Below are 16351 nucleotides of genomic sequence, written 5' to 3'. Positions count from 1 at the left end.
TTATTTGCGTTTCGACAACTTGGCCGCGGCCGCCTTGGCCTAGGTTCGGGCATGCCCGGAAGCGCGTCGGCCGCCGCCTGCCGGGACAGACCCTCGGGTGGCCGAAGCACACAAGGAATGTCCATGTCAGACGCAATCTCCAAGCCGCAAATCGATGTCCGTACCATTCCACCCCATCTGCGCCATCCGGCGATCTTCGAGATGGTCGGCTCGCTGAAGCTCGGCGATTCCTTCATCGTCGTCGCCGACCATGCGCCGCGACCGCTGCATTACCATCTTGAGACCCGCTATCCGGGCCAGTTCTCCTGGGACTACATCGAGGAAGGTCCGGACGTCTGGCGTGTCGAGATTGGTCGCGTCAACGCGCATGTCGAGGACCACGTCTGCACCTGCGGCGGCCACTGACGACCGGCGCTGAGCATTGCCGTTTTCGGGGTGAGGTCGAAATGCCCGGTACAACACTGTCCCGCTGGACCATGTCCTTCTTCGCCACGGCGCTCTCCTTCCTCATCGGCGGGGAGGTCATGATGGTGCTCGGCTACGGTTTTCCGTCCGCCGAGATCGCCGCCCCGGAAACGCTGCTCCTCGTGCACGTCGTCGCCATCGGCTGGCTCTCGCTGCTGATGGCGGGCGCCCTCCTGCAATTCGTCCCCGTTCTCGTCGCCCGCCCGCTCTGCGGCGAGCGCTTCGCCCTGCCGTCGCTTCTGCTGATCGTCGCGGGCCTTCTCGCACTTCTGTTCGGCTTTGCCGATCTTTCCGGCGGCGGGCGTTTCGTGGGCCTCGCACTCCCGTCTGGCGCCCTCTTGCTCGCCGCCGGTTTTTCCACCCTCGTCGGCATCCTCGCCGTCACCCTCTGGCGGGCGCGGCCGCTGCCGCTTCCCGCCCGCTTCGTCGCCGGCGGGCTTGCCGCGCTCGCCGCGACGACCCTGCTCGGGGGCTGTTTTGCTCTGACGCTCGCCGGCATCACGGCCGACGGCGCCATGGCCGGACTGGTGGTGAGCGGCGTTCCGCTTCACGCGATCCTCGGGCTTGCCGGCTGGCTGAGCTTCACCGCCATCGGCGTCAGCTACCGGCTGCTGCCGATGTTCATGCTGTCGCCGGAAAAGGAAAAGGGCACGAATCGCTTCGTGCTCGGCGCCGGCGGCATGGCGCTGTTTCTGGTCGCAACCGCGGCCCCGGTCGCAATCGCCTGGGAGACGGGCGTGACCGGCCTTCTGGTCGCGGCCCTGCTTCTTGGCCTCGCCGCGATTGCGGTTTACGGTGGCGATGCCGTCGAAATCTACCGCAGGCGCAAGCGCAGGACCATGGAACTCAACAGCCGCATGACGATCGTCGCGCTGGCCGGCCTTTTCGCCACCGTCCCGCTGTCGGCGGGGGCGTTCCTCTTCGGCCTCTCGGATGCGCTCATCGGCGCGCTGGTCTTCCTTGCGGCCTTCGGCTGGCTGACCTTTCTCGGGCTTGCCCAGCTCTACAAGATCATTCCCTTCATGACCTGGCTCGAATGCTACGGTCCGGTTCTCGGGCGGGCGCCCACCCCGCGGGTGCAGGACCTCGCCGACGAGCGCAATGCCGTCGCCTGGTTCGCGCTCTTCGGCGGCAGCGTGGCTGTCGCCACGCTTGCGATCCTCTTCTCCCATGCCGGTCTTTTCCGGATCGCGGCGTTCGGCATGCTCTTCGCGACGATCGGCCTCGTCTACGAATTCGCGCTTGCCCGCCGGCTCGCGCACGTCTCGTCCGCCCTGCGCCACCCGCAGGGCGCCGTCCGCCCCAATCTCTTCCTTCCCCACATGCCCCGAGGAGGTCACCATGGCCCTGCCGCCCTATGAACTCGATGTCCGCCCGATCCTGAAGAACGGCGGCGAACCCTTCCAGGCCATCATGCAGGCCGTCCAGTCGCTCGGGACCGGGCAGTCGTTGCGGCTTCTCGCAACCTTCCGTCCGGTGCCGCTGTTCCAGGTCATGGCCGGCCGCGGCTACGACCATATCGATCGTGAAATCGACGGCGGCGACTGGGAGGTGCTCTTCACGCCCACGGTCGGCGCATCCGACGCCGACGTTTCCGAGGACGCCGACGAACCGGCCGCCTGGCCGGAGCCCGAACGCTATCTCGACCTCGCCGATCTCGATCCGCCGGAGCCGATGGTGCGCGTGCTCGCGGCGACGGAGAAGATGGAGCCGGGCGAGGTGCTCTTCGCGCTGCTTTCGCGCGAACCTGTTTTCCTGTTTCCGGAGCTGAAGAAGCGCGGCCACCAGTGGGCCGGCAATCTCAGCGAGGACGGTGCGGTCTACCGCCTGCTCGTGCGCATCGGACCGCGCCTGGGGTGACGGCCATGAACAGCGACCAGATAGACAGCGATCGTCTTGCATTCGTCATCGACGAGCGCCTGCGCACGGTGATCGATCCGGAACTCGGCGAGAATATCGTCGACCTCGGCCTGATCTACGGCATCGTCGTCTCGCCGGCGGGCGCCGTGCGGGTGACGATGACGACGACGACGAAGGGATGCCCCGCGACGAGCTTTCTCACGGAGGCGGTCGAGGCGTGCGTGCGCGGTGTGGAAGGCGTCTCTTGTGTCGAGATCGATCTCACCTACGAGCCGCCGTGGTCGCCGGACCTGATGGCGAGCGCCGCGGCAATGCGGTTCTGAAAAGGGCTGCCGTCAGGCGGCCTGGACGATGCCGAAATCCTCCGGTCGCAGCGCGAGGTCGGCGAGCGTGTAGCGGTCGAGCACCGCGAGAAAGGCCTCCAGCGCCTCGCCGAGCACGCCCTTCAGGCGGCAGGGCGCGGTGATCCTGCACTTGTTGCCGGCCGCGAAGCACTCGACGATGGCGAAATCGGTTTCCGTCACCCGCACCAGCGCACCGAGCCGGATCTCCTCCGGCGGCCGCGCGAGCCGCAACCCGCCGGTGCGTCCGCGCACCGCTTCCAGAAAGCCCTGTCGCGTCAAAAGGTTCGCGACCTTCATCAGGTGCGCGCGAGAAATGTCGTAGGCTTTGGCGGTTTCCTCGATGGTCACCAGCCGCTCGGGATGAGCGGCGGCCATCATCATCAGCCGCATCGAATAGTCGGAAAAGGTCGTCAGTTGCATGGCGTCGGCAGTCGGTTGTGCATCGCACCATTATATATGGTGATGCGGAAATGCATCTATGAATATCCATGATGCTATATGTCGCGGCGTGCGGGCGCAAGAATCGGTCGCCGCATCGGTCATCCGACGAAAAGATATTTCGCGCCAGAGGCTTGGGGGTCGAGGGTCCGCGGCGGCCTCGCCGCGGTCCTTCACGGATGATTATGAGTCTGCGACCTAGTCCGGTGCCTCCGTCGATCTCCCTGTAGACGCCGGAGGGAAAGCCGCCGTTCTAGCCGGCGCCGAGCGGCGTGCGCCGGACGGTGAGCAGCATCGGTCCATGCTCGAGAAGGAAGAGGCTGAAGGCGACGATCCAGGCGAGGCCCGCCATCGCGAGCATCGGTTCGTAGAGATCCGGCAGCAGGTCGGCGAGCGGCCGCAGGACCGCCGCGGCGATCAGCGAAAGATAGGAGAGCGCCGTCGTCGTGGAGGCGCTGAGCTGGCGGCCGGTGTGCCCGCGGGTCACGCGGGTGGTGACCGCGAGCATCATCACGCCGATCGCGCCGACGGTGAGAATGTGCAGCACCGAGAAATCGTCGATGACGCCGGCGGCGCCGAGCGCAATGCCGAGGAAGCCGAGCGGCACGAAGGCGTAGCCGACATGCAGGATGACGAGCAGTTTCTCCGCCCAGGTCTCCCAGCCGCGCCAGCGGGAGAGGCGTGCGACGTGCAGGCCGGCGGCGAGTGCCGCGGCGAGCGCGGTCACCGGATGGGCCGGCTCGAAAATCCATGCCGCCAGCGCCACGCCGCCGGAGGTGATCGCGATGCTGTCGAAGCGGTTGAACGGCACCGGAAAGACGGTCCGGCCCGCCTTGTTCAGCCAGTTGCGGGTGAAGCTCGGCACGATGCGGCCGCCGATGATCATGATCAGCATCACATAGGCCGAGACGGCGAGCCGGTCGGCGAAGCCGTCGTGGACGCCGATGATGACCATCCGGTGGAAGAAGATGTTGGCAAGCGCAAGCGCGGCGAGGCCACCGAGCACCTTGAGGTCGCGCCACTTGCGGCCGGCGATGATCTCGCGGGCATTGATGAAGAGCAGGGCGGGCAGGAAGAGCGCGTCGATGGCCGCCGCGAGCGGCACGCCGAGGAGATCGGGCGAGAGCATCGCGATCCGCCCGGCGACCCAGATCGAGAAGAGAACCATCAGCGGCGGTCCCGAGACAGGCAGGCGTCCGGTCCAGTTCGGCACGGCGGTCATCAGGAAGCCTGCAAGCACCGCGGGCGCGAAGCCGAAGAGCATCTCGTGCGCGTGCCAGTGCGGTGCGCCGTAGTCGCCGCCGATCGGCCAGCCGGACACCAGCGCGCCGATCCAGAGCGTCATCGCCGCGACGGCCCACACGCCGGCGCCGAGAAAGAAGGGCCGGAAGCCATAGGAAAAGAGGACGGGGCCGGTCTGCGCCAGTCCGCGCGGCACGGCGCGGCCGGTGCGGGGCTCGTGGGGAATGTCGTTCATGGGTCTAGCTCCGGATTGCGTGAACCCGTTCAGCCCTAGGGCACTTGGTCGCCTGCTTCTTTGCGAAAACGCAATTATGGGGCCGTCATTGATCTAGATCAATCGCCCTGCGCCGATGCATGGGAAATATTGTCGCACCTGAAATAAAAAACAAGTCGAAATGGTACGTGTCGAAGTCTTTATCTCGACAACGTCAAGAAATGATTTCGACTATTCAAATATGTTTGCTTTGCAGCAAAGAAGGCGACGGGGAGGCGTTTTAAGAAAGGTCATGGCCGGACGGAAAGCGTCGCGGCAGTTTTCAAGGAGAACGAAGATGACCGACCAGTTTCAACTTTCGCGCCGCGCCGTTTTGGCCGGTGCGGCTTTGACGGGCGCTGTCGGCACGTTGGTCGCCAATGGTACGGCCGCGCGCGCCAACCAGCCGGCGACGAAGCCTGCGGCGGTTGACATCAATGCCCTGCCGCGGGTCAAGGCCGAGCTGGTCGCACCGCCCTTCGTTCACGCCCACACCCAGAAGGCCGAGGGCGGCCCGAAGATCGTCGAGTTCACGATGACCATTCACGAAAAGAAGCTCGTTATCGACGACCAGGGCACCGAGGTTCAGGCGATGACCTTCAACGGTTCGGTTCCCGGCCCGCTGATGGTCGTCCACGAGGGCGACTATGTCGAACTCACGCTCATCAACCCGGAAACCAATACCCTGCAGCACAACATCGACTTCCATGCCGCCACCGGCGCGCTGGGCGGCGGTGCGCTGACCGAGATCAATCCGGGCGAAAGCACGATCCTGCGCTTCAAGGCGACCCGCGCCGGCGTCTTCGTCTATCACTGCGCACCTCCCGGAATGGTTCCGTGGCACGTCACCTCGGGCATGAACGGCGCGATCATGGTGCTGCCGCGCGACGGCCTGAAGGACGCCAAGGGCAACGACATCACCTATGACAAGGTCTACTATGTCGGCGAACAGGACTTCTACGTCCCGCGCGACGAGAAGGGCAACTTCAAGACGTACGAAAACCCCGGCGATGCCTATGTCGACACGCTGGAAGTCATGCGCAAGCTCACTCCGACCCACGTCGTCTTCAATGGCGCCGTCGGTGCGCTGACCGGCGACAAGGCGCTCACCGCAGCGGTCGGCGAAAAGGTGCTGATCGTCCATTCGCAGGCGAACCGCGACACCCGTCCGCACCTGATCGGCGGCCACGGAGACTATGTCTGGGCGGGCGGCAAGTTCAACAATCCGCCGGACGTCGACCAGGAAACCTGGTTCATCCCCGGCGGTGCAGCGGCGGCGGCGCTCTACACCTTCCTGCAGCCGGGCATCTACGCCTACGTCAACCACAACCTCATCGAGGCCTTCGAACTCGGCGCTGCCGCCCACTTCAAGGTCACCGGCGAGTGGAACGACGACCTGATGACGTCGGTCAAGCCGGGCGCGTCGATCTGACGGACCGGGCCCGGGGCCTCGGCCCCGTGACGACAGCCTGCCGCGGATTTCCTCCGCGGCGGGTGGAAAGGACAGGATCATGGCAACGACACTTCACAAACCCGCCGCCGCTTCCGTCACCTCGCTCGCTCTTCCGGCGCTCATTCTCGCCGCACTCGCTTCCGCCGTCGGCGTGAGCTCCGGGATGATCGGCAGCGAGCCGGCGACGGCCGGCATTGCCGCACCCGAGACGGTGGTCGTCGCGCCGCGAACCTTCAGCTACCGCAGTCCCGTCGATTACCTGCGCAACGGCTTTGCCGTCGACGCGCCGATGGTGACGGCAACCGCCGATGCGCCGCTGGAAATCATGAAATACCAGGTCACCGCCGCCGACTACGCGCGCTGCGTCATGGACGGCGCCTGCGCGGCGACCGACCCGACGGCCGATGCGCCGACGGGGGACGTGCCGGCGACGGGTATCAGCTATGACGATGCGGCCGCCTATGCCCGCTGGCTGTCGGAGAGGACCGGCAGCGTCTGGCGCCTGCCGACCGCCGAGCAATGGGCCTTCGCCGCCGGCTCGCGCGGCTCCGACGACGCGCTCGGCGTCGATGCCGACAGCCGCAACCCGGCACTGCGCTGGATTGCCGACTACGAGCGGGAAGCCGCCCGCAAGGCGGCCCGCAATCCGCTCGCCCGGCCGCTCGGCACCTTCGGCGAGAACGAGTTCGGCATCGCCGATCTCGCCGGCAATGTCTGGGAATGGACGACGACCTGCGACACGCGCGTCAATGTCGACGGCGACGGCAAGGTGCTCAGCGAGGTCAGCGCCTGCGGCATCTACCTGACGGAGGGCAAGCACCGCGCGCCGATGAGCTCCTTCATCCGCGACCCGAAGAGCGGCGGCTGCTCGGTCGGCACGCCGCCCGACAATCTCGGCTTCCGCCTCGTTCGCGACGGCCGCTGGTATGCGCCGCTCCTCAGGGCGCTGACCCGCGGGACGGCTTTCGAAAGCTGAGCCGCGCCGTGCGGCCCTCCCGTTCTCACCCTGCGACAAAGCGTCCACGGCACCGTGTCGCAAAGGCGTTGAAAACCGGAGAGAAAGACTCCGAAAATCGCCGTCCCGGCTTTGCCCCCCTTCTCGATACGGGTATAACGGTCGAAAGTCATCCACCGTTCGAGGATACCGTGGCTGCCATAGACCGGACACTCGTCAGGTCGCTTTCGCTCTTCGAGAAGATGGGCGATGCGGACCTGGACAAGCTTCTCGCCTTCGCCAATTCCCGTCGCGTCCCGCAGGGGGGGTCGGTGTTCGAGCAGGGCGATGCTGCGACCCATTTCTATCTGCTGCTGCACGGCCGGCTGAAGGTGATGCAGGTCACGCCCGACGGCCAGCAGATCATCGTCAGGGTGGTCCACCCGGGCGATCTCTTCGGCTTCGCTAAGGCGCTCCGGCGGAGCGACTATCCGGGCACGGCGGTCGCCGCGGCGGAGTCGATCGTGCTCGCCTGGGCTACCGAACTCTGGCCGGTCTTCGTGGAACAGAACCCCGGACTGGCGGTGAGTGCCATGCAGACGATCGGCGAAAGGCTCGAGGAAGCGCACACCCGCCTGCGGGAAATGTCGACCGAGGAGGTCGAGCGCCGCGTCGCCCACACGGTGTTGCGGCTCACCAAACGGGCCGGAAAGCCGGAGGGCGGCGGCATCCGCATCGACTTCCAGATCTCCCGCCAGGACATCGCCGAGATGACGGGAACGACGCTCCACACGGTGTCCCGCATCCTGAGCGGCTGGGAGTCCCGCGGCCTCGTCGAGGGCGGCCGCCAGCGTCTCGTGGTGCTCGATCCGCAGAAGCTCGCGCAACTCGCGGAAGGCCGCGACAAATAGCGCAGGCCTCTCTTTCCTTTTGCCGTAAAAGATTCATTCCGAATGAATCTAATTTGCGTTACGTCAAAGATGGAGGTGCGCCTCCGGCCTAAGGAAAGGGCAACGGCATCCACCCCGGGATGTCCCTGCAACAAGGAGAATGACATGCGTTCCGCTACCAAGTACCTCATCGGCGCCGCCCTGCTGACCGCCCTCGGCACCCCCGCTCTGGCCGCCGATTTCGAGGTCCACATGCTCAACAAGGGCAAGGACGGCGTCATGGTGTTCGAACCCGCGCTGACCAAGGTCGCGCCCGGCGACACCGTCACCTTCCTTCCCACCGACAAGGGCCACAACGCCGAGACGGTCAAGGGCATGATCCCGGAAGGCGCCGAGGCGTTCAAGGGCAAGATCAACGAGACGGTCAAGGTCACCTTCACCACGCCGGGCGCCTACGTGATCAAGTGCAACCCGCATTTCAGCATGGGCATGGTCGCCTTGGTCGTCGTCGGTGACGCCCCGGCCAATGTCGATCAGATCAAGAGCGTCAAGGCGCCGAAGAAGGCCCAGGAAAAGATCGAGAAGGAACTGGCTCAGCTCTGAGGCGAGCAGCGCGCCCCAACGCCCCCGGGGCAGCGCAGAGGAGGAGAAAGCCCGCGAACCCCGCGGGCTTTTTCCGTTTCGGCGCGCGACTGCCGAGGACGACCGCCGCGACCAGAGCGCGCCCACCTCCTCCGTCACCCCGGCCTTGAGCCGGGGTCCTGCAAAGGCGCGTCCGCGCCGTGAAAGAGTCCCTTTGCGATCAAGGACTTGATCGCACAGGATGCCGGCTCGGAGGCCGGCATGACGGCAGCCTTGTGTTTGCGGGGGGCAGACCGCCGAACCTTGGAATGCAAGTTTTGTCGACGGGCAACATAAGGTGCCTTCGAGAGAAGAGCACGTTCCCTGAAGTATTACCTTGCCGGAACTGGCGAAAAACGAGGATTTAACGGATTTTCCACGCATCGCGCGCAGAATGCCGGTCTATTTGAATGAGCCGGACTGCGATATTGGAGCAATTTCTACACCTGCCGACCATCATGGTCGTCTATGCCCTCGGCACGCTGGTCGTCGCCATCATTTCGCTGGGCATCTGGTGGCATGACCGCAGCAACAAGGCTTCCGCCATGCTCGGGCTCGCCTCGGTCGCCGGCATCGTCGGTGCGGTCCTGCACGGCCTGCGTCTCGTCGTGCCGTTCTGGCTGTCGACCGGGCTCGGTTTTCCGATCGCGTTTGCCGGCATCGGCCTCTTCTGGAGCGCCTTTGCCGTCTTCGAAAATCGCCGGCCGAACTACCTCATGGCCTTTGCCGGCGCGCTCTTGAGCCTCGCCATCTACCCGCTGCCCCTTTTCCAGGACTCGACGGTGTTCCGTGCGGTCTTTGCCGCCGTAATCTTCGGCACGTATAACGGGCTTGCCGCCTGGGAGGTCTATCGCGGCGGGCGCCGCGAGCCGCTGCCGTCCCGCGCGCTCGCCTGCGGGATCAATCTCGGCCACGCGCTGCTCTGGCTCGCTCGCATTCCCTTCGCCCTCTTCGTGGCGCCGCCGGTTGATGCGCAGGAACACTATGCGCTCTGGTTCGTCGCCCTGTCGCTGCTTTCGGCGCTCTCCAACATGTTCGGCATGTTCTCGCTCGCCATGCTCGCCAGGGACCGCTCGGAGCGCCGCTACCGGATCGCCGCGGAAACCGACGCGCTGACGGGCCTCGACAACCGCCGCTCCTTCATCGCGAAGACGGAGGCGATGCTTGCGCGGCCGGGTGGGCCGAGCGCGATGCTGCTCTGCGACCTCGACCACTTCAAGGCCGTCAACGACACCGATGGTCATCTCGCCGGCGACCGCGTGCTGGTCGCCTTTTCGGAACTGCTGCGCCGGCACATGCCGGAAAATGCCGTCGTCGCGCGCTTCGGCGGCGAGGAATTCGCCTGCCTTCTTCCCGGCGCGGGGCTGGAGCAGGCGCGCACCGTCGCCGATGCCTTCCGGGAGGCAGTCGGGCGGCAGGCGATCCCCTTCGAGGGCAGGACGCTCTCCGTCACCGTCAGTATCGGCGTCGCGGTGAAGGGCGAGAGGATCGCGCCCCTCGATCTTCTCCTCGCCTCGGCCGACACCATGCTCTATCTGGCGAAAGCCGAGGGCCGCAACTGCGTCCGCGCCATGCAACTGCCGGGAGCCCTGGCCGCATCGGCAGGGCGGGGAGGCGCCAGCGACCAGGCCGGCGCCGTGGCCGGCCGGACCCTGCATTCCCGTCCCGCCTGAGGCCGGCGAGTTGTCGATCCGGCCCCATCATGGGGTCGGGATGTTGATGACGAGGCCGGCGGCGAGGCCGAGGCCGATCAGCGCGAAATGGGTGATCTGCGCGCCCTCCTGTCGGATGTAATAGGCAAACCACGCGCCGCCGACGAGCATGATGAGGCCCATCGCCACGAAGCCCGCAAGCGCGAGGTTGGCGTAGCCGATGGCGGCCGTCGCATCCGCATAGCCAAGGAAGGCCCCGAGCGAGGCGAGGGCGGCGTAAACGAGCAAGAGCGCGACGACGATCTCCACGATGACGACGAAGCCGTAGACCAGCCGGTGCCAGCCTTCGGACGTGACGCGTCGGGAGAGAAGAGGCGTGCTGATGGCCGGGGCCTGATCGAAGAGCTGCATCGCCATCATCGAGCCGACGGAAAAGACGCCGCCCCGGAAGGCCGTCAGGTTGTTGACGACGACGACCGAGAGCCAGAGGGCGAGCCCGGAGAGAAGCACGGTCTTGAGGAGAAGGAGCGAGGCGAACTGGGTCATCGGAGCGTTTCCTGTCGTTGAGGTTTCATGCCCCTATGACGAACGAGCCCTGCCGTTTGTGACCTCGCCGGACAAAAATCTCTTGGAATCCCGCCGGGATCGATGAGCGCGTAACGGCATTTGTCGCCGCGCGGTGTCAGAGCCGCTCGAGCCACTCGACCAGCATCCGCCGGATGGCGCGTTCCGCCGGCTCCGTTCGCGTGAAAGCCCACCAGATATGGGCGCCCTGCCACACGGCGGCCATCTGCCATCCCAGCCGTCTTCCCTTCTCCCCGTCGTCGGAAAGGCGACGGCCAAGGGCCTCGGCAACCGCGTGACCCCAGGCGGCGCCGCGGGCACGGAGTTTCGGATTGCGGATGTCTTCCCGGAGCAGCAGGAGCCCGTCGGTCGCGTCGCGCTCGGCCGATTCCGGAGGCATCAGCCGCATAAGGAGGTCGACCGCGCCCTGCGGGGTCACCGCTTCCTCGGCGTCGGCTACGGCCGTTTCGGCGTCGAGCTTGTCCCAGGCGTGCAGCAGGATCGCCTCGACGAGCCGTTCCCGGTTGCCGTAGCGCTGCACGAGAGAGGCGGGGGAGAGGCCTGTGGTCGCCGCGCCCTTCGCGAAGGTCAGCCCGTCCGGGCCCGTCTCGACGATGACGTCGAAGAGACGGTCGAGCACCTGCTCGTCGGGAATGGACTTGTGTCGGGCCATGCCCTATTTATAAATGTACGTTCGTTTATAAATCAAGAGAGCAAACATGGCCAGAATCCTCGGATATATCGCGACCAGTCTCGACGGCATGATCGTCTCGGGGGACGACAGTCTCGACTGGCTCTACAAGTACGACGGCATGGACCTCGGCGAGCACGACTACACGCTCTTCCTGAAGCGCATCCGCACCGTCGTCATGGGGCGGAAGACCTATGATTTCCTCGCGAAAGAGCCGGCGCCATGGCCATATTCCGAACAACGGGTGATCGTCGTCACCTCGCGGCCGATCGACGATCCGAAGGGTCCGCTCACCGTCCGCAGCGACGTCGACGAGCTCATCGCGGAGCTCCGGGCGCTGGACGACGGCGACGTCTGGATGCTCGGCGGCGGGCAGCTCCAGATGGCGTTCATCGAGCGCGGGGCGCTCGACGAAATCGAGATCTACGTGATGCCGGAACTGATCGGCGGCGGCCAGCCGCTTTTCCCGCCGACCGGTTTCCGCGCGAGCCTGGAACTCGTCAGCGCAGAGGCGATGGACCGCGGTTGCGTTCGGCTGCATTACCGGATGCCTCGGGCGGCTTAGGGCCGGACGAAAAAAACCGCCCCCGTGAGGGGGCGGGCGGGAGGTAAGCGGAGATATCGGGAGAGATCAGCCGTCGATGCCGTCGATGAAATCGCGGGCGGCGGCGGTCGTCAGCCGGCGGCTTTCGACCTCGTCGCGGCGGCTTGCGAGAAGCTCGGTCGCCATCAACTGGTCGGCGAGGTCCGCCGGCAGCGACAGGATCACCCGCGCCTCGCCGGCATTGAGGCCGGAAAGATCGGCGCGCTTCGCCGTGATCATGCCGCCGGCCACCGTGTTGTTGGTGTCGGGATCGATCAGGATGAAGGCGCCGGTCGCGCGGTTCTGCTCGTAGGGGTCGAACATCGCCAGCTCGTCGAAGGCGAGATGCACCTTGCCGATGGCGTTCATCGACAGGCTTTCGGCCGGGTTCCACTTGCCGCTGTGAAGGTCGAGCTGGCTCACCGGCAGCACCTGTACGCGCTGGCGGCGCGCGCCGGCCTTCAGCCAGTAGCGCTTGCCGGGCTGGATGCCTTCCGGCTGCAGCGCGACGAGCTGGGCGTCGAAGGCGAGCCCCGTCTGCGGCTGTGCATCGACCGAGACGATCAGGTCGCCGCGCGAGACGTCGACCTGGCGGTCGAGCACCAGCGTGATCGCATCGCCAGAGACCGCGGCATTGCGTACGAGGTCGAAGGTGACGATCTGCTTGACGTTGGCGACCTGTCCGGAGGGCAGGATCGCGACGCTGTCGCCGGGCTTCACCGAGCCACCGGCAACCGTGCCCTGGTAGCCGCGGAAGCTCTCGCCGGGGCGGCAGACGCGCTGCACCGGAAGGCGGAAGCCGGTCGTCTGGTTGGAGCGCTGGGTCGCAAGCTCGAGCGTTTCGATGAGCGTCGGGCCGTCATACCAGGGCATCACCGCCTGGCCGGAATAGACGACGTTTTCGCCTTTGAGCGCCGACATCGGGATCGCCGTCACCTGGCGCACGCCGAGCGAGAGCGCCAGCGCCTTGAAGTCGTGGGCGATCTGTTCGAAGCCGGCCTTGTCGTAATTGGTGAGGTCGATCTTGTTGACCGCCAGCACGAACTGCTTGATGCCCATCAGCGAGGCGATGGTGGCGTGCCGGCGGGTCTGTTCGAGAAGGCCGGCGCGGGCGTCGACGAGCAGCACGGCGAGATCGGCGGTCGAGGCGCCGGTCGCCATGTTGCGGGTATACTGCTCGTGGCCGGGGGTGTCGGCGACGATGAAGGAGCGCTTCTCGGACGAGAAATAGCGGTAGGCGACGTCGATGGTGATCCCCTGTTCGCGCTCGGCCTGCAGGCCGTCGAGAAGCAGCGCGAAGTCGGGCAGGCCGAGGTCGTTCTGCTTGCCACTGTCGCGGTGGAGCGTCGCCGCCTGGTCTTCCTTGACCGCCTTGGTATCCCAGAGAAGCCGGCCGATCAGGGTAGACTTGCCGTCGTCCACCGAGCCGCAGGTGATGAGGCGCAGCGGGCGCGAGTCGCGCCGGACGGCTTCCGGATGAATCTCGGGAAGGGCGGTGGCGGTAGCGGTTGCGAGGGCGCTTGCGGTCATCTCAGAAATATCCTTCGCGTTTCTTCTTTTCCATCGATCCCGACTGGTCGCGGTCGATGGCCCGGCCCTGGCGCTCGGACACGGTTGCGATTTCGAGCTCGGCGATCACGTCTTCGAGCGTGGTCGCGTGGCTGCGGATGGCGCCCGTCAGCGGGAAGCAGCCGAGCGTGCGGAAACGGATCATGCCTTCCTGGCGAACTTCGCCGGGCAGCAGTTCGAGGCGCGGGTCCTCGGCGAGGATCATCATGCCGTCGCGCTCGACGAAGGGGCGCTTCTTGGCGAAGTAGAGCGGCACCAGCGGGATGTTCTCCGCCTGGATGTAGCGCCAGATGTCGACCTCGGTCCAGTTGGAGAGCGGGAAGGCGCGCACGCTTTCGCCGCGGCGGATCATGCCGTTGTAGAGGTTCCAGAGCTCCGGCCGCTGGTTGCGCGGGTCCCAGCGGTGGTCCGGCGTGCGGAAGGAGTAGATGCGCTCCTTGGCGCGCGAGGCTTCCTCGTCGCGCCGCGCGCCGCCGAAGGCCGCGTCGAACTTGCCGGCGTCGAGCGCCTGGCGCAGCGCCTCGGTCTTCATGATGTCGGTGTAGAGCGCCGAGCCGTGGCTGAAGGGCGAGATGCCTTCGGCCGCGCCGCGCGGATTGATGTGTTCGATGAGGTCGAGGTCGTAGCGCTCCACCATCTCGTCACGGAAGGCGATCATTTCCGCAAACTTCCAGCCGGTGTTGACGTGCAGCAGCGGGAAGGGCACGCGGCCGGGATAGAAGGCCTTGCGGGCGAGATGCAGCAGGACGGAGGAATCCTTGCCGATCGAATAGAGCATGACCGGCTTGTCGAACTCCGCCGCGACCTCGCGGAAGATGTGGATCGCCTCGTTCTCCAGCGCCTTCAGGTGCGGATCGAGCGGCGGCTTGGTGACGGGATCCTTCGAATGCGGATCGAACTCGGATGTATGTACGTGCATTGCTTCTTGCTTTCCTCCGGGCGCCGCCCGGTCCATCTTTTCCCTTGAGCCCCTCATCCGGCTGCCGCCACCTTCTCCCCGCAGGCGGGGAGAAGGGCCTTGCCGCGCCGTCTCCGTCCCCTCGCCCCGCTCGCGGGGAGAGGGTGAGGGTGAGGGGCAATTTTTCCGTTAGGTCCTAATCGGAATGGAGCTCGCCTCCGCCGTTTCCGGCACATGCAGCCCGCATTCGCGCTTCTCGTCGTTCTCCCACCACCAGCGGCCGGCGCGTTCGCTCTCGCCGGGCTTGATCGCCCGCGTGCACGGCTCGCAGCCGATCGAGGGATAGCCGCGGGCGTGCAGCGGATTGACCGGCACCGCCTCTTCCTCGACGAAGGCCTTGATCTCCTCGATCGACCAGTCGGCGAGGGGGTTGACCTTGATGAGGTTGCGCTCGGCGTCGTATTCGGCAAACGGCGTCGCGGCGCGGTTGCCGGACTGGCCGCGGCGAAGCCCGGTCACCCAGACGGCGGCCCCTTCGAGCGCGCGGGCGAGCGGCTTCAGCTTGCGCACGTGACAGCAGGCGTGGCGGGCCTCGACGCTCTCGTAGAAGCCGTTCAGGCCGTATTTCTCCGCATAGGCGTCGATATCCGCCTGCTCGGGGTGAAAGCGCCGGATCTCGATGCCGAAGCGCTCTTCCGTCTCGGCGATCAGAGCCACCGTTTCGGGAAAGAGCCGGCCGGTCTCGAGCGTCGAAACCTCGATCGGCAGGCGCCCGGTGCCGATCACGGCGGTAATCACCTGGTCCTCGATGCCGAGGCTGGTCGTAAAGACGGCGCGGCCGCCCAGCTGTCCGACGAGCGCAAGCCGCCCGGCGAGATCGAGGGCGGCGAGTTCCTGGTCGAGGCTGCGGGCCTGGTCTTCCTGGTGGCGGGTCGTCATCTCGCAATCCTGCTGTTCTAATTGCCGGCAGTATCTCAAGAATTCACGGGTACGGACAGAAACATGCATTTCGAATGATGCGCGGGCGGGAGCAAATATCTCTCTGCGCGGCACGATACGCAGAAAAGCCGCCGCTCGGCATCATCATCGCTCTGTTCGCCCGGTCTGACAAATCTTGATGGCGAAATTGTATTTTACGGCTTTGTGGTTTAGTGACCGCGAGGACCGCGACGCCGGAGATTCCGGAACGACGCCGCGGCCGGATGCGGATGACGGGAAGCGGCACGCGATGATCTCGCAAAGGGCGAAATACGCGCTGAGGGCGCTCTCGATGCTGGCGCGCGCGCCGGCCGGCGAGCCCGTGCAGATTTCCGACATCGCCGAGCAGCAGGCGATCCCGAAGAAGTTCCTCGAACAGATCCTGCTCGAGCTGAAGCGTAGCGGCATCGTCGTCAGCCGCCGCGGCAAGCAGGGCGGCTACCTGCTTTTGAAACCCGCGGCCGAGGTAACCTATGGCGAGGTCTTGCGGCTGATTGACGGACCGATCGCGCCGCTGCCGTGCCTATCGATCACCGCCTACCGCAAGTGCGAGGACTGCAACGGCGAGGCCGATTGCGAGATCCGTCGGGTCTTTGCGCATGTGGCGGATGCCACCCGCCGCATCCTCTTCGAGGCGACGCTCGCCGATGGCGTCCGTGTCGAGGACGTCGCCGCAACCGTATGATGGCTGGCGGTCTGCCGGGGGCGTGCGGCCGCACCCGCATGTCTTTGATTCCTGTCATTGCCCGCCATCCGGCCGTGTGGGCATAGTTCTTTCATTCCATCGCAAGCGCTTGCGGCAGACGATTTGCCGTCCGCAGGTGGCTTTCGGCAGAACGGCTTTTGCGTTGGAAATGCCGCAAGAGAAAGACTTTTGCGAGTTCTTCCGGTCATGTTGACTAAGTCTACCGGCTAA

At 65.9% G+C, this 16351-nt stretch carries 18 protein-coding genes; 11 read left to right on the top strand and 7 right to left on the bottom strand.

Features of this window, described 5'->3' with window-relative positions; all coding sequences use genetic code 11:
* Positions 1 to 123: 123 nt before the first annotated feature.
* The 4 genes from EUU22_RS09765 to EUU22_RS09750 are packed head-to-tail and all read left to right on the top strand — an operon-like array spanning position 124 to position 2648.
* Positions 124 to 405: a DUF2249 domain-containing protein gene (locus EUU22_RS09765; protein ID WP_129331836.1), complete on the top strand. Its 282-nt coding sequence runs from the start codon at positions 124 to 126 to the stop codon at positions 403 to 405.
* Positions 406 to 446: 41 nt separating this feature from the next.
* Complete coding sequence (locus EUU22_RS09760; RefSeq protein ID WP_129331835.1) at positions 447 to 1826, top strand: hypothetical protein; 1380 nt, start codon at positions 447 to 449, stop codon at positions 1824 to 1826.
* Positions 1807 to 2325, top strand: coding sequence for a DUF2249 domain-containing protein (locus EUU22_RS09755; RefSeq protein WP_129331834.1), 519 nt, complete (start codon positions 1807 to 1809; stop codon positions 2323 to 2325). The genes EUU22_RS09760 and EUU22_RS09755 overlap by 20 nt, the downstream gene beginning before the upstream one ends.
* Before the next feature lie 5 nt (positions 2326 to 2330).
* Positions 2331 to 2648, top strand: a complete 318-nt coding sequence (locus EUU22_RS09750; RefSeq protein WP_129331833.1) for a metal-sulfur cluster assembly factor — start codon at positions 2331 to 2333, stop codon at positions 2646 to 2648.
* Positions 2649 to 2660: 12 nt separating this feature from the next.
* On the opposite strand, the gene EUU22_RS09745 is transcribed toward EUU22_RS09750, so the two are convergent.
* Both EUU22_RS09745 and EUU22_RS09740 read right to left on the bottom strand, forming a co-directional pair.
* On the bottom strand, positions 2661 to 3089 hold the full coding sequence (locus EUU22_RS09745; RefSeq protein WP_129331832.1) for an RrF2 family transcriptional regulator: 429 nt from the start codon (positions 3087 to 3089) through the stop codon (positions 2661 to 2663).
* Positions 3090 to 3360: 271 nt separating this feature from the next.
* Positions 3361 to 4584 carry an NnrS family protein gene (locus tag EUU22_RS09740; RefSeq protein ID WP_129331831.1) on the bottom strand — a complete coding sequence of 408 codons (1224 nt, stop codon included), beginning with the start codon at positions 4582 to 4584 and terminating at the stop codon, positions 3361 to 3363.
* Between the two features lie 316 nt (positions 4585 to 4900).
* Here EUU22_RS09740 and nirK point away from each other — a divergent pair, with 316 nt between their 5' ends.
* From nirK to EUU22_RS09715, 5 genes are all read left to right on the top strand, one after another.
* Positions 4901 to 6034: a copper-containing nitrite reductase gene (nirK, locus tag EUU22_RS09735; RefSeq protein ID WP_129331830.1), complete on the top strand. Its 1134-nt coding sequence runs from the start codon at positions 4901 to 4903 to the stop codon at positions 6032 to 6034.
* 79 nt (positions 6035 to 6113) lie between these two features.
* Entirely contained in the window at positions 6114 to 7031 is a 918-nt protein-coding gene (locus EUU22_RS09730; protein WP_129331829.1) for an SUMF1/EgtB/PvdO family nonheme iron enzyme, read from the top strand.
* Between the two features lie 170 nt (positions 7032 to 7201).
* Positions 7202 to 7900 carry a Crp/Fnr family transcriptional regulator gene (locus tag EUU22_RS09725; RefSeq protein WP_245484950.1) on the top strand — a complete coding sequence of 233 codons (699 nt, stop codon included), beginning with the start codon at positions 7202 to 7204 and terminating at the stop codon, positions 7898 to 7900.
* A 144-nt stretch (positions 7901 to 8044) separates the two neighbouring features.
* Complete coding sequence (locus EUU22_RS09720) at positions 8045 to 8482, top strand: pseudoazurin (protein ID WP_129331828.1); 438 nt, start codon at positions 8045 to 8047, stop codon at positions 8480 to 8482.
* Positions 8483 to 8928: 446 nt separating this feature from the next.
* The gene (locus EUU22_RS09715) at positions 8929 to 10173 is read left to right on the top strand and encodes a GGDEF domain-containing protein (protein ID WP_165351132.1); all 1245 of its coding nucleotides are present in this window, start codon (positions 8929 to 8931) and stop codon (positions 10171 to 10173) included.
* Positions 10174 to 10200: 27 nt separating this feature from the next.
* On the opposite strand, the gene EUU22_RS09710 is transcribed toward EUU22_RS09715, so the two are convergent.
* Entirely contained in the window at positions 10201 to 10698 is a 498-nt protein-coding gene (locus EUU22_RS09710; RefSeq protein WP_129331826.1) for a DUF2165 family protein, read from the bottom strand.
* 136 nt (positions 10699 to 10834) lie between these two features.
* Positions 10835 to 11389, bottom strand: coding sequence for a TetR/AcrR family transcriptional regulator (locus EUU22_RS09705; RefSeq protein ID WP_129331825.1), 555 nt, complete (start codon positions 11387 to 11389; stop codon positions 10835 to 10837).
* Positions 11390 to 11435: 46 nt separating this feature from the next.
* Between EUU22_RS09705 and EUU22_RS09700 the strand changes: the two genes are divergently transcribed.
* A complete protein-coding gene (locus EUU22_RS09700) occupies positions 11436 to 11972 on the top strand; it encodes a dihydrofolate reductase family protein (protein ID WP_129331824.1) in 537 nt (178 codons plus the stop codon).
* Positions 11973 to 12038: 66 nt separating this feature from the next.
* Here the strand turns inward: EUU22_RS09700 and cysN are convergent, their stop codons facing one another.
* The 3 genes from cysN to EUU22_RS09685 all read right to left on the bottom strand — a co-directional run bounded on the left by cysN (position 12039) and on the right by EUU22_RS09685 (position 15396).
* Positions 12039 to 13520 (bottom strand): sulfate adenylyltransferase subunit CysN, encoded by a 1482-nt coding sequence (gene cysN / locus EUU22_RS09695; protein ID WP_129331823.1) that lies wholly within the window; start codon positions 13518 to 13520, stop codon positions 12039 to 12041.
* A 1-nt stretch (position 13521) separates the two neighbouring features.
* Entirely contained in the window at positions 13522 to 14478 is a 957-nt protein-coding gene (cysD, locus tag EUU22_RS09690; RefSeq protein WP_112687509.1) for a sulfate adenylyltransferase subunit CysD, read from the bottom strand.
* A gap of 168 nt (positions 14479 to 14646) precedes the next feature.
* The gene (locus EUU22_RS09685; RefSeq protein WP_129331822.1) at positions 14647 to 15396 is read right to left on the bottom strand and encodes a phosphoadenylyl-sulfate reductase; all 750 of its coding nucleotides are present in this window, start codon (positions 15394 to 15396) and stop codon (positions 14647 to 14649) included.
* Between the two features lie 289 nt (positions 15397 to 15685).
* Between EUU22_RS09685 and EUU22_RS09680 the strand changes: the two genes are divergently transcribed.
* Entirely contained in the window at positions 15686 to 16120 is a 435-nt protein-coding gene (locus EUU22_RS09680) for an RrF2 family transcriptional regulator (RefSeq protein ID WP_129331932.1), read from the top strand.
* Positions 16121 to 16351: the final 231 nt, after the last annotated feature.

The sequence above is a fragment of the Ciceribacter ferrooxidans genome (assembly GCF_004137355.1).
In the GTDB taxonomy this organism is placed as follows: domain Bacteria; phylum Pseudomonadota; class Alphaproteobacteria; order Rhizobiales; family Rhizobiaceae; genus Allorhizobium; species Allorhizobium ferrooxidans.
Note: the sequence above shows the minus strand (reverse complement) of the source record. Positions and strands in the feature narration are given on the sequence as shown.

What these genes read in the sequence shown, in the direction of transcription:
- EUU22_RS09765 (WP_129331836.1), top strand. Translation starts at nt 124, where the DNA reads ATGTCAGACGCAATCTCCAAGCCGCAAATCGATGTCCGTACCATTCCA.
- EUU22_RS09760 (WP_129331835.1), top strand. Translation starts at nt 447, where the DNA reads ATGCCCGGTACAACACTGTCCCGCTGGACCATGTCCTTCTTCGCCACG.
- EUU22_RS09755 (WP_129331834.1), top strand. Translation starts at nt 1,807, where the DNA reads ATGGCCCTGCCGCCCTATGAACTCGATGTCCGCCCGATCCTGAAGAAC.
- EUU22_RS09750 (WP_129331833.1), top strand. Translation starts at nt 2,331, where the DNA reads ATGAACAGCGACCAGATAGACAGCGATCGTCTTGCATTCGTCATCGAC.
- EUU22_RS09745 (WP_129331832.1), bottom strand. Translation starts at nt 3,089, where the DNA reads ATGCAACTGACGACCTTTTCCGACTATTCGATGCGGCTGATGATGATG.
- EUU22_RS09740 (WP_129331831.1), bottom strand. Translation starts at nt 4,584, where the DNA reads ATGAACGACATTCCCCACGAGCCCCGCACCGGCCGCGCCGTGCCGCGC.
- nirK (WP_129331830.1), top strand. Translation starts at nt 4,901, where the DNA reads ATGACCGACCAGTTTCAACTTTCGCGCCGCGCCGTTTTGGCCGGTGCG.
- EUU22_RS09730 (WP_129331829.1), top strand. Translation starts at nt 6,114, where the DNA reads ATGGCAACGACACTTCACAAACCCGCCGCCGCTTCCGTCACCTCGCTC.
- EUU22_RS09720 (WP_129331828.1), top strand. Translation starts at nt 8,045, where the DNA reads ATGCGTTCCGCTACCAAGTACCTCATCGGCGCCGCCCTGCTGACCGCC.
- EUU22_RS09710 (WP_129331826.1), bottom strand. Translation starts at nt 10,698, where the DNA reads ATGACCCAGTTCGCCTCGCTCCTTCTCCTCAAGACCGTGCTTCTCTCC.
- EUU22_RS09705 (WP_129331825.1), bottom strand. Translation starts at nt 11,389, where the DNA reads ATGGCCCGACACAAGTCCATTCCCGACGAGCAGGTGCTCGACCGTCTC.
- EUU22_RS09700 (WP_129331824.1), top strand. Translation starts at nt 11,436, where the DNA reads ATGGCCAGAATCCTCGGATATATCGCGACCAGTCTCGACGGCATGATC.
- cysN (WP_129331823.1), bottom strand. Translation starts at nt 13,520, where the DNA reads ATGACCGCAAGCGCCCTCGCAACCGCTACCGCCACCGCCCTTCCCGAG.
- cysD (WP_112687509.1), bottom strand. Translation starts at nt 14,478, where the DNA reads ATGCACGTACATACATCCGAGTTCGATCCGCATTCGAAGGATCCCGTC.
- EUU22_RS09685 (WP_129331822.1), bottom strand. Translation starts at nt 15,396, where the DNA reads ATGACGACCCGCCACCAGGAAGACCAGGCCCGCAGCCTCGACCAGGAA.
- EUU22_RS09680 (WP_129331932.1), top strand. Translation starts at nt 15,686, where the DNA reads ATGATCTCGCAAAGGGCGAAATACGCGCTGAGGGCGCTCTCGATGCTG.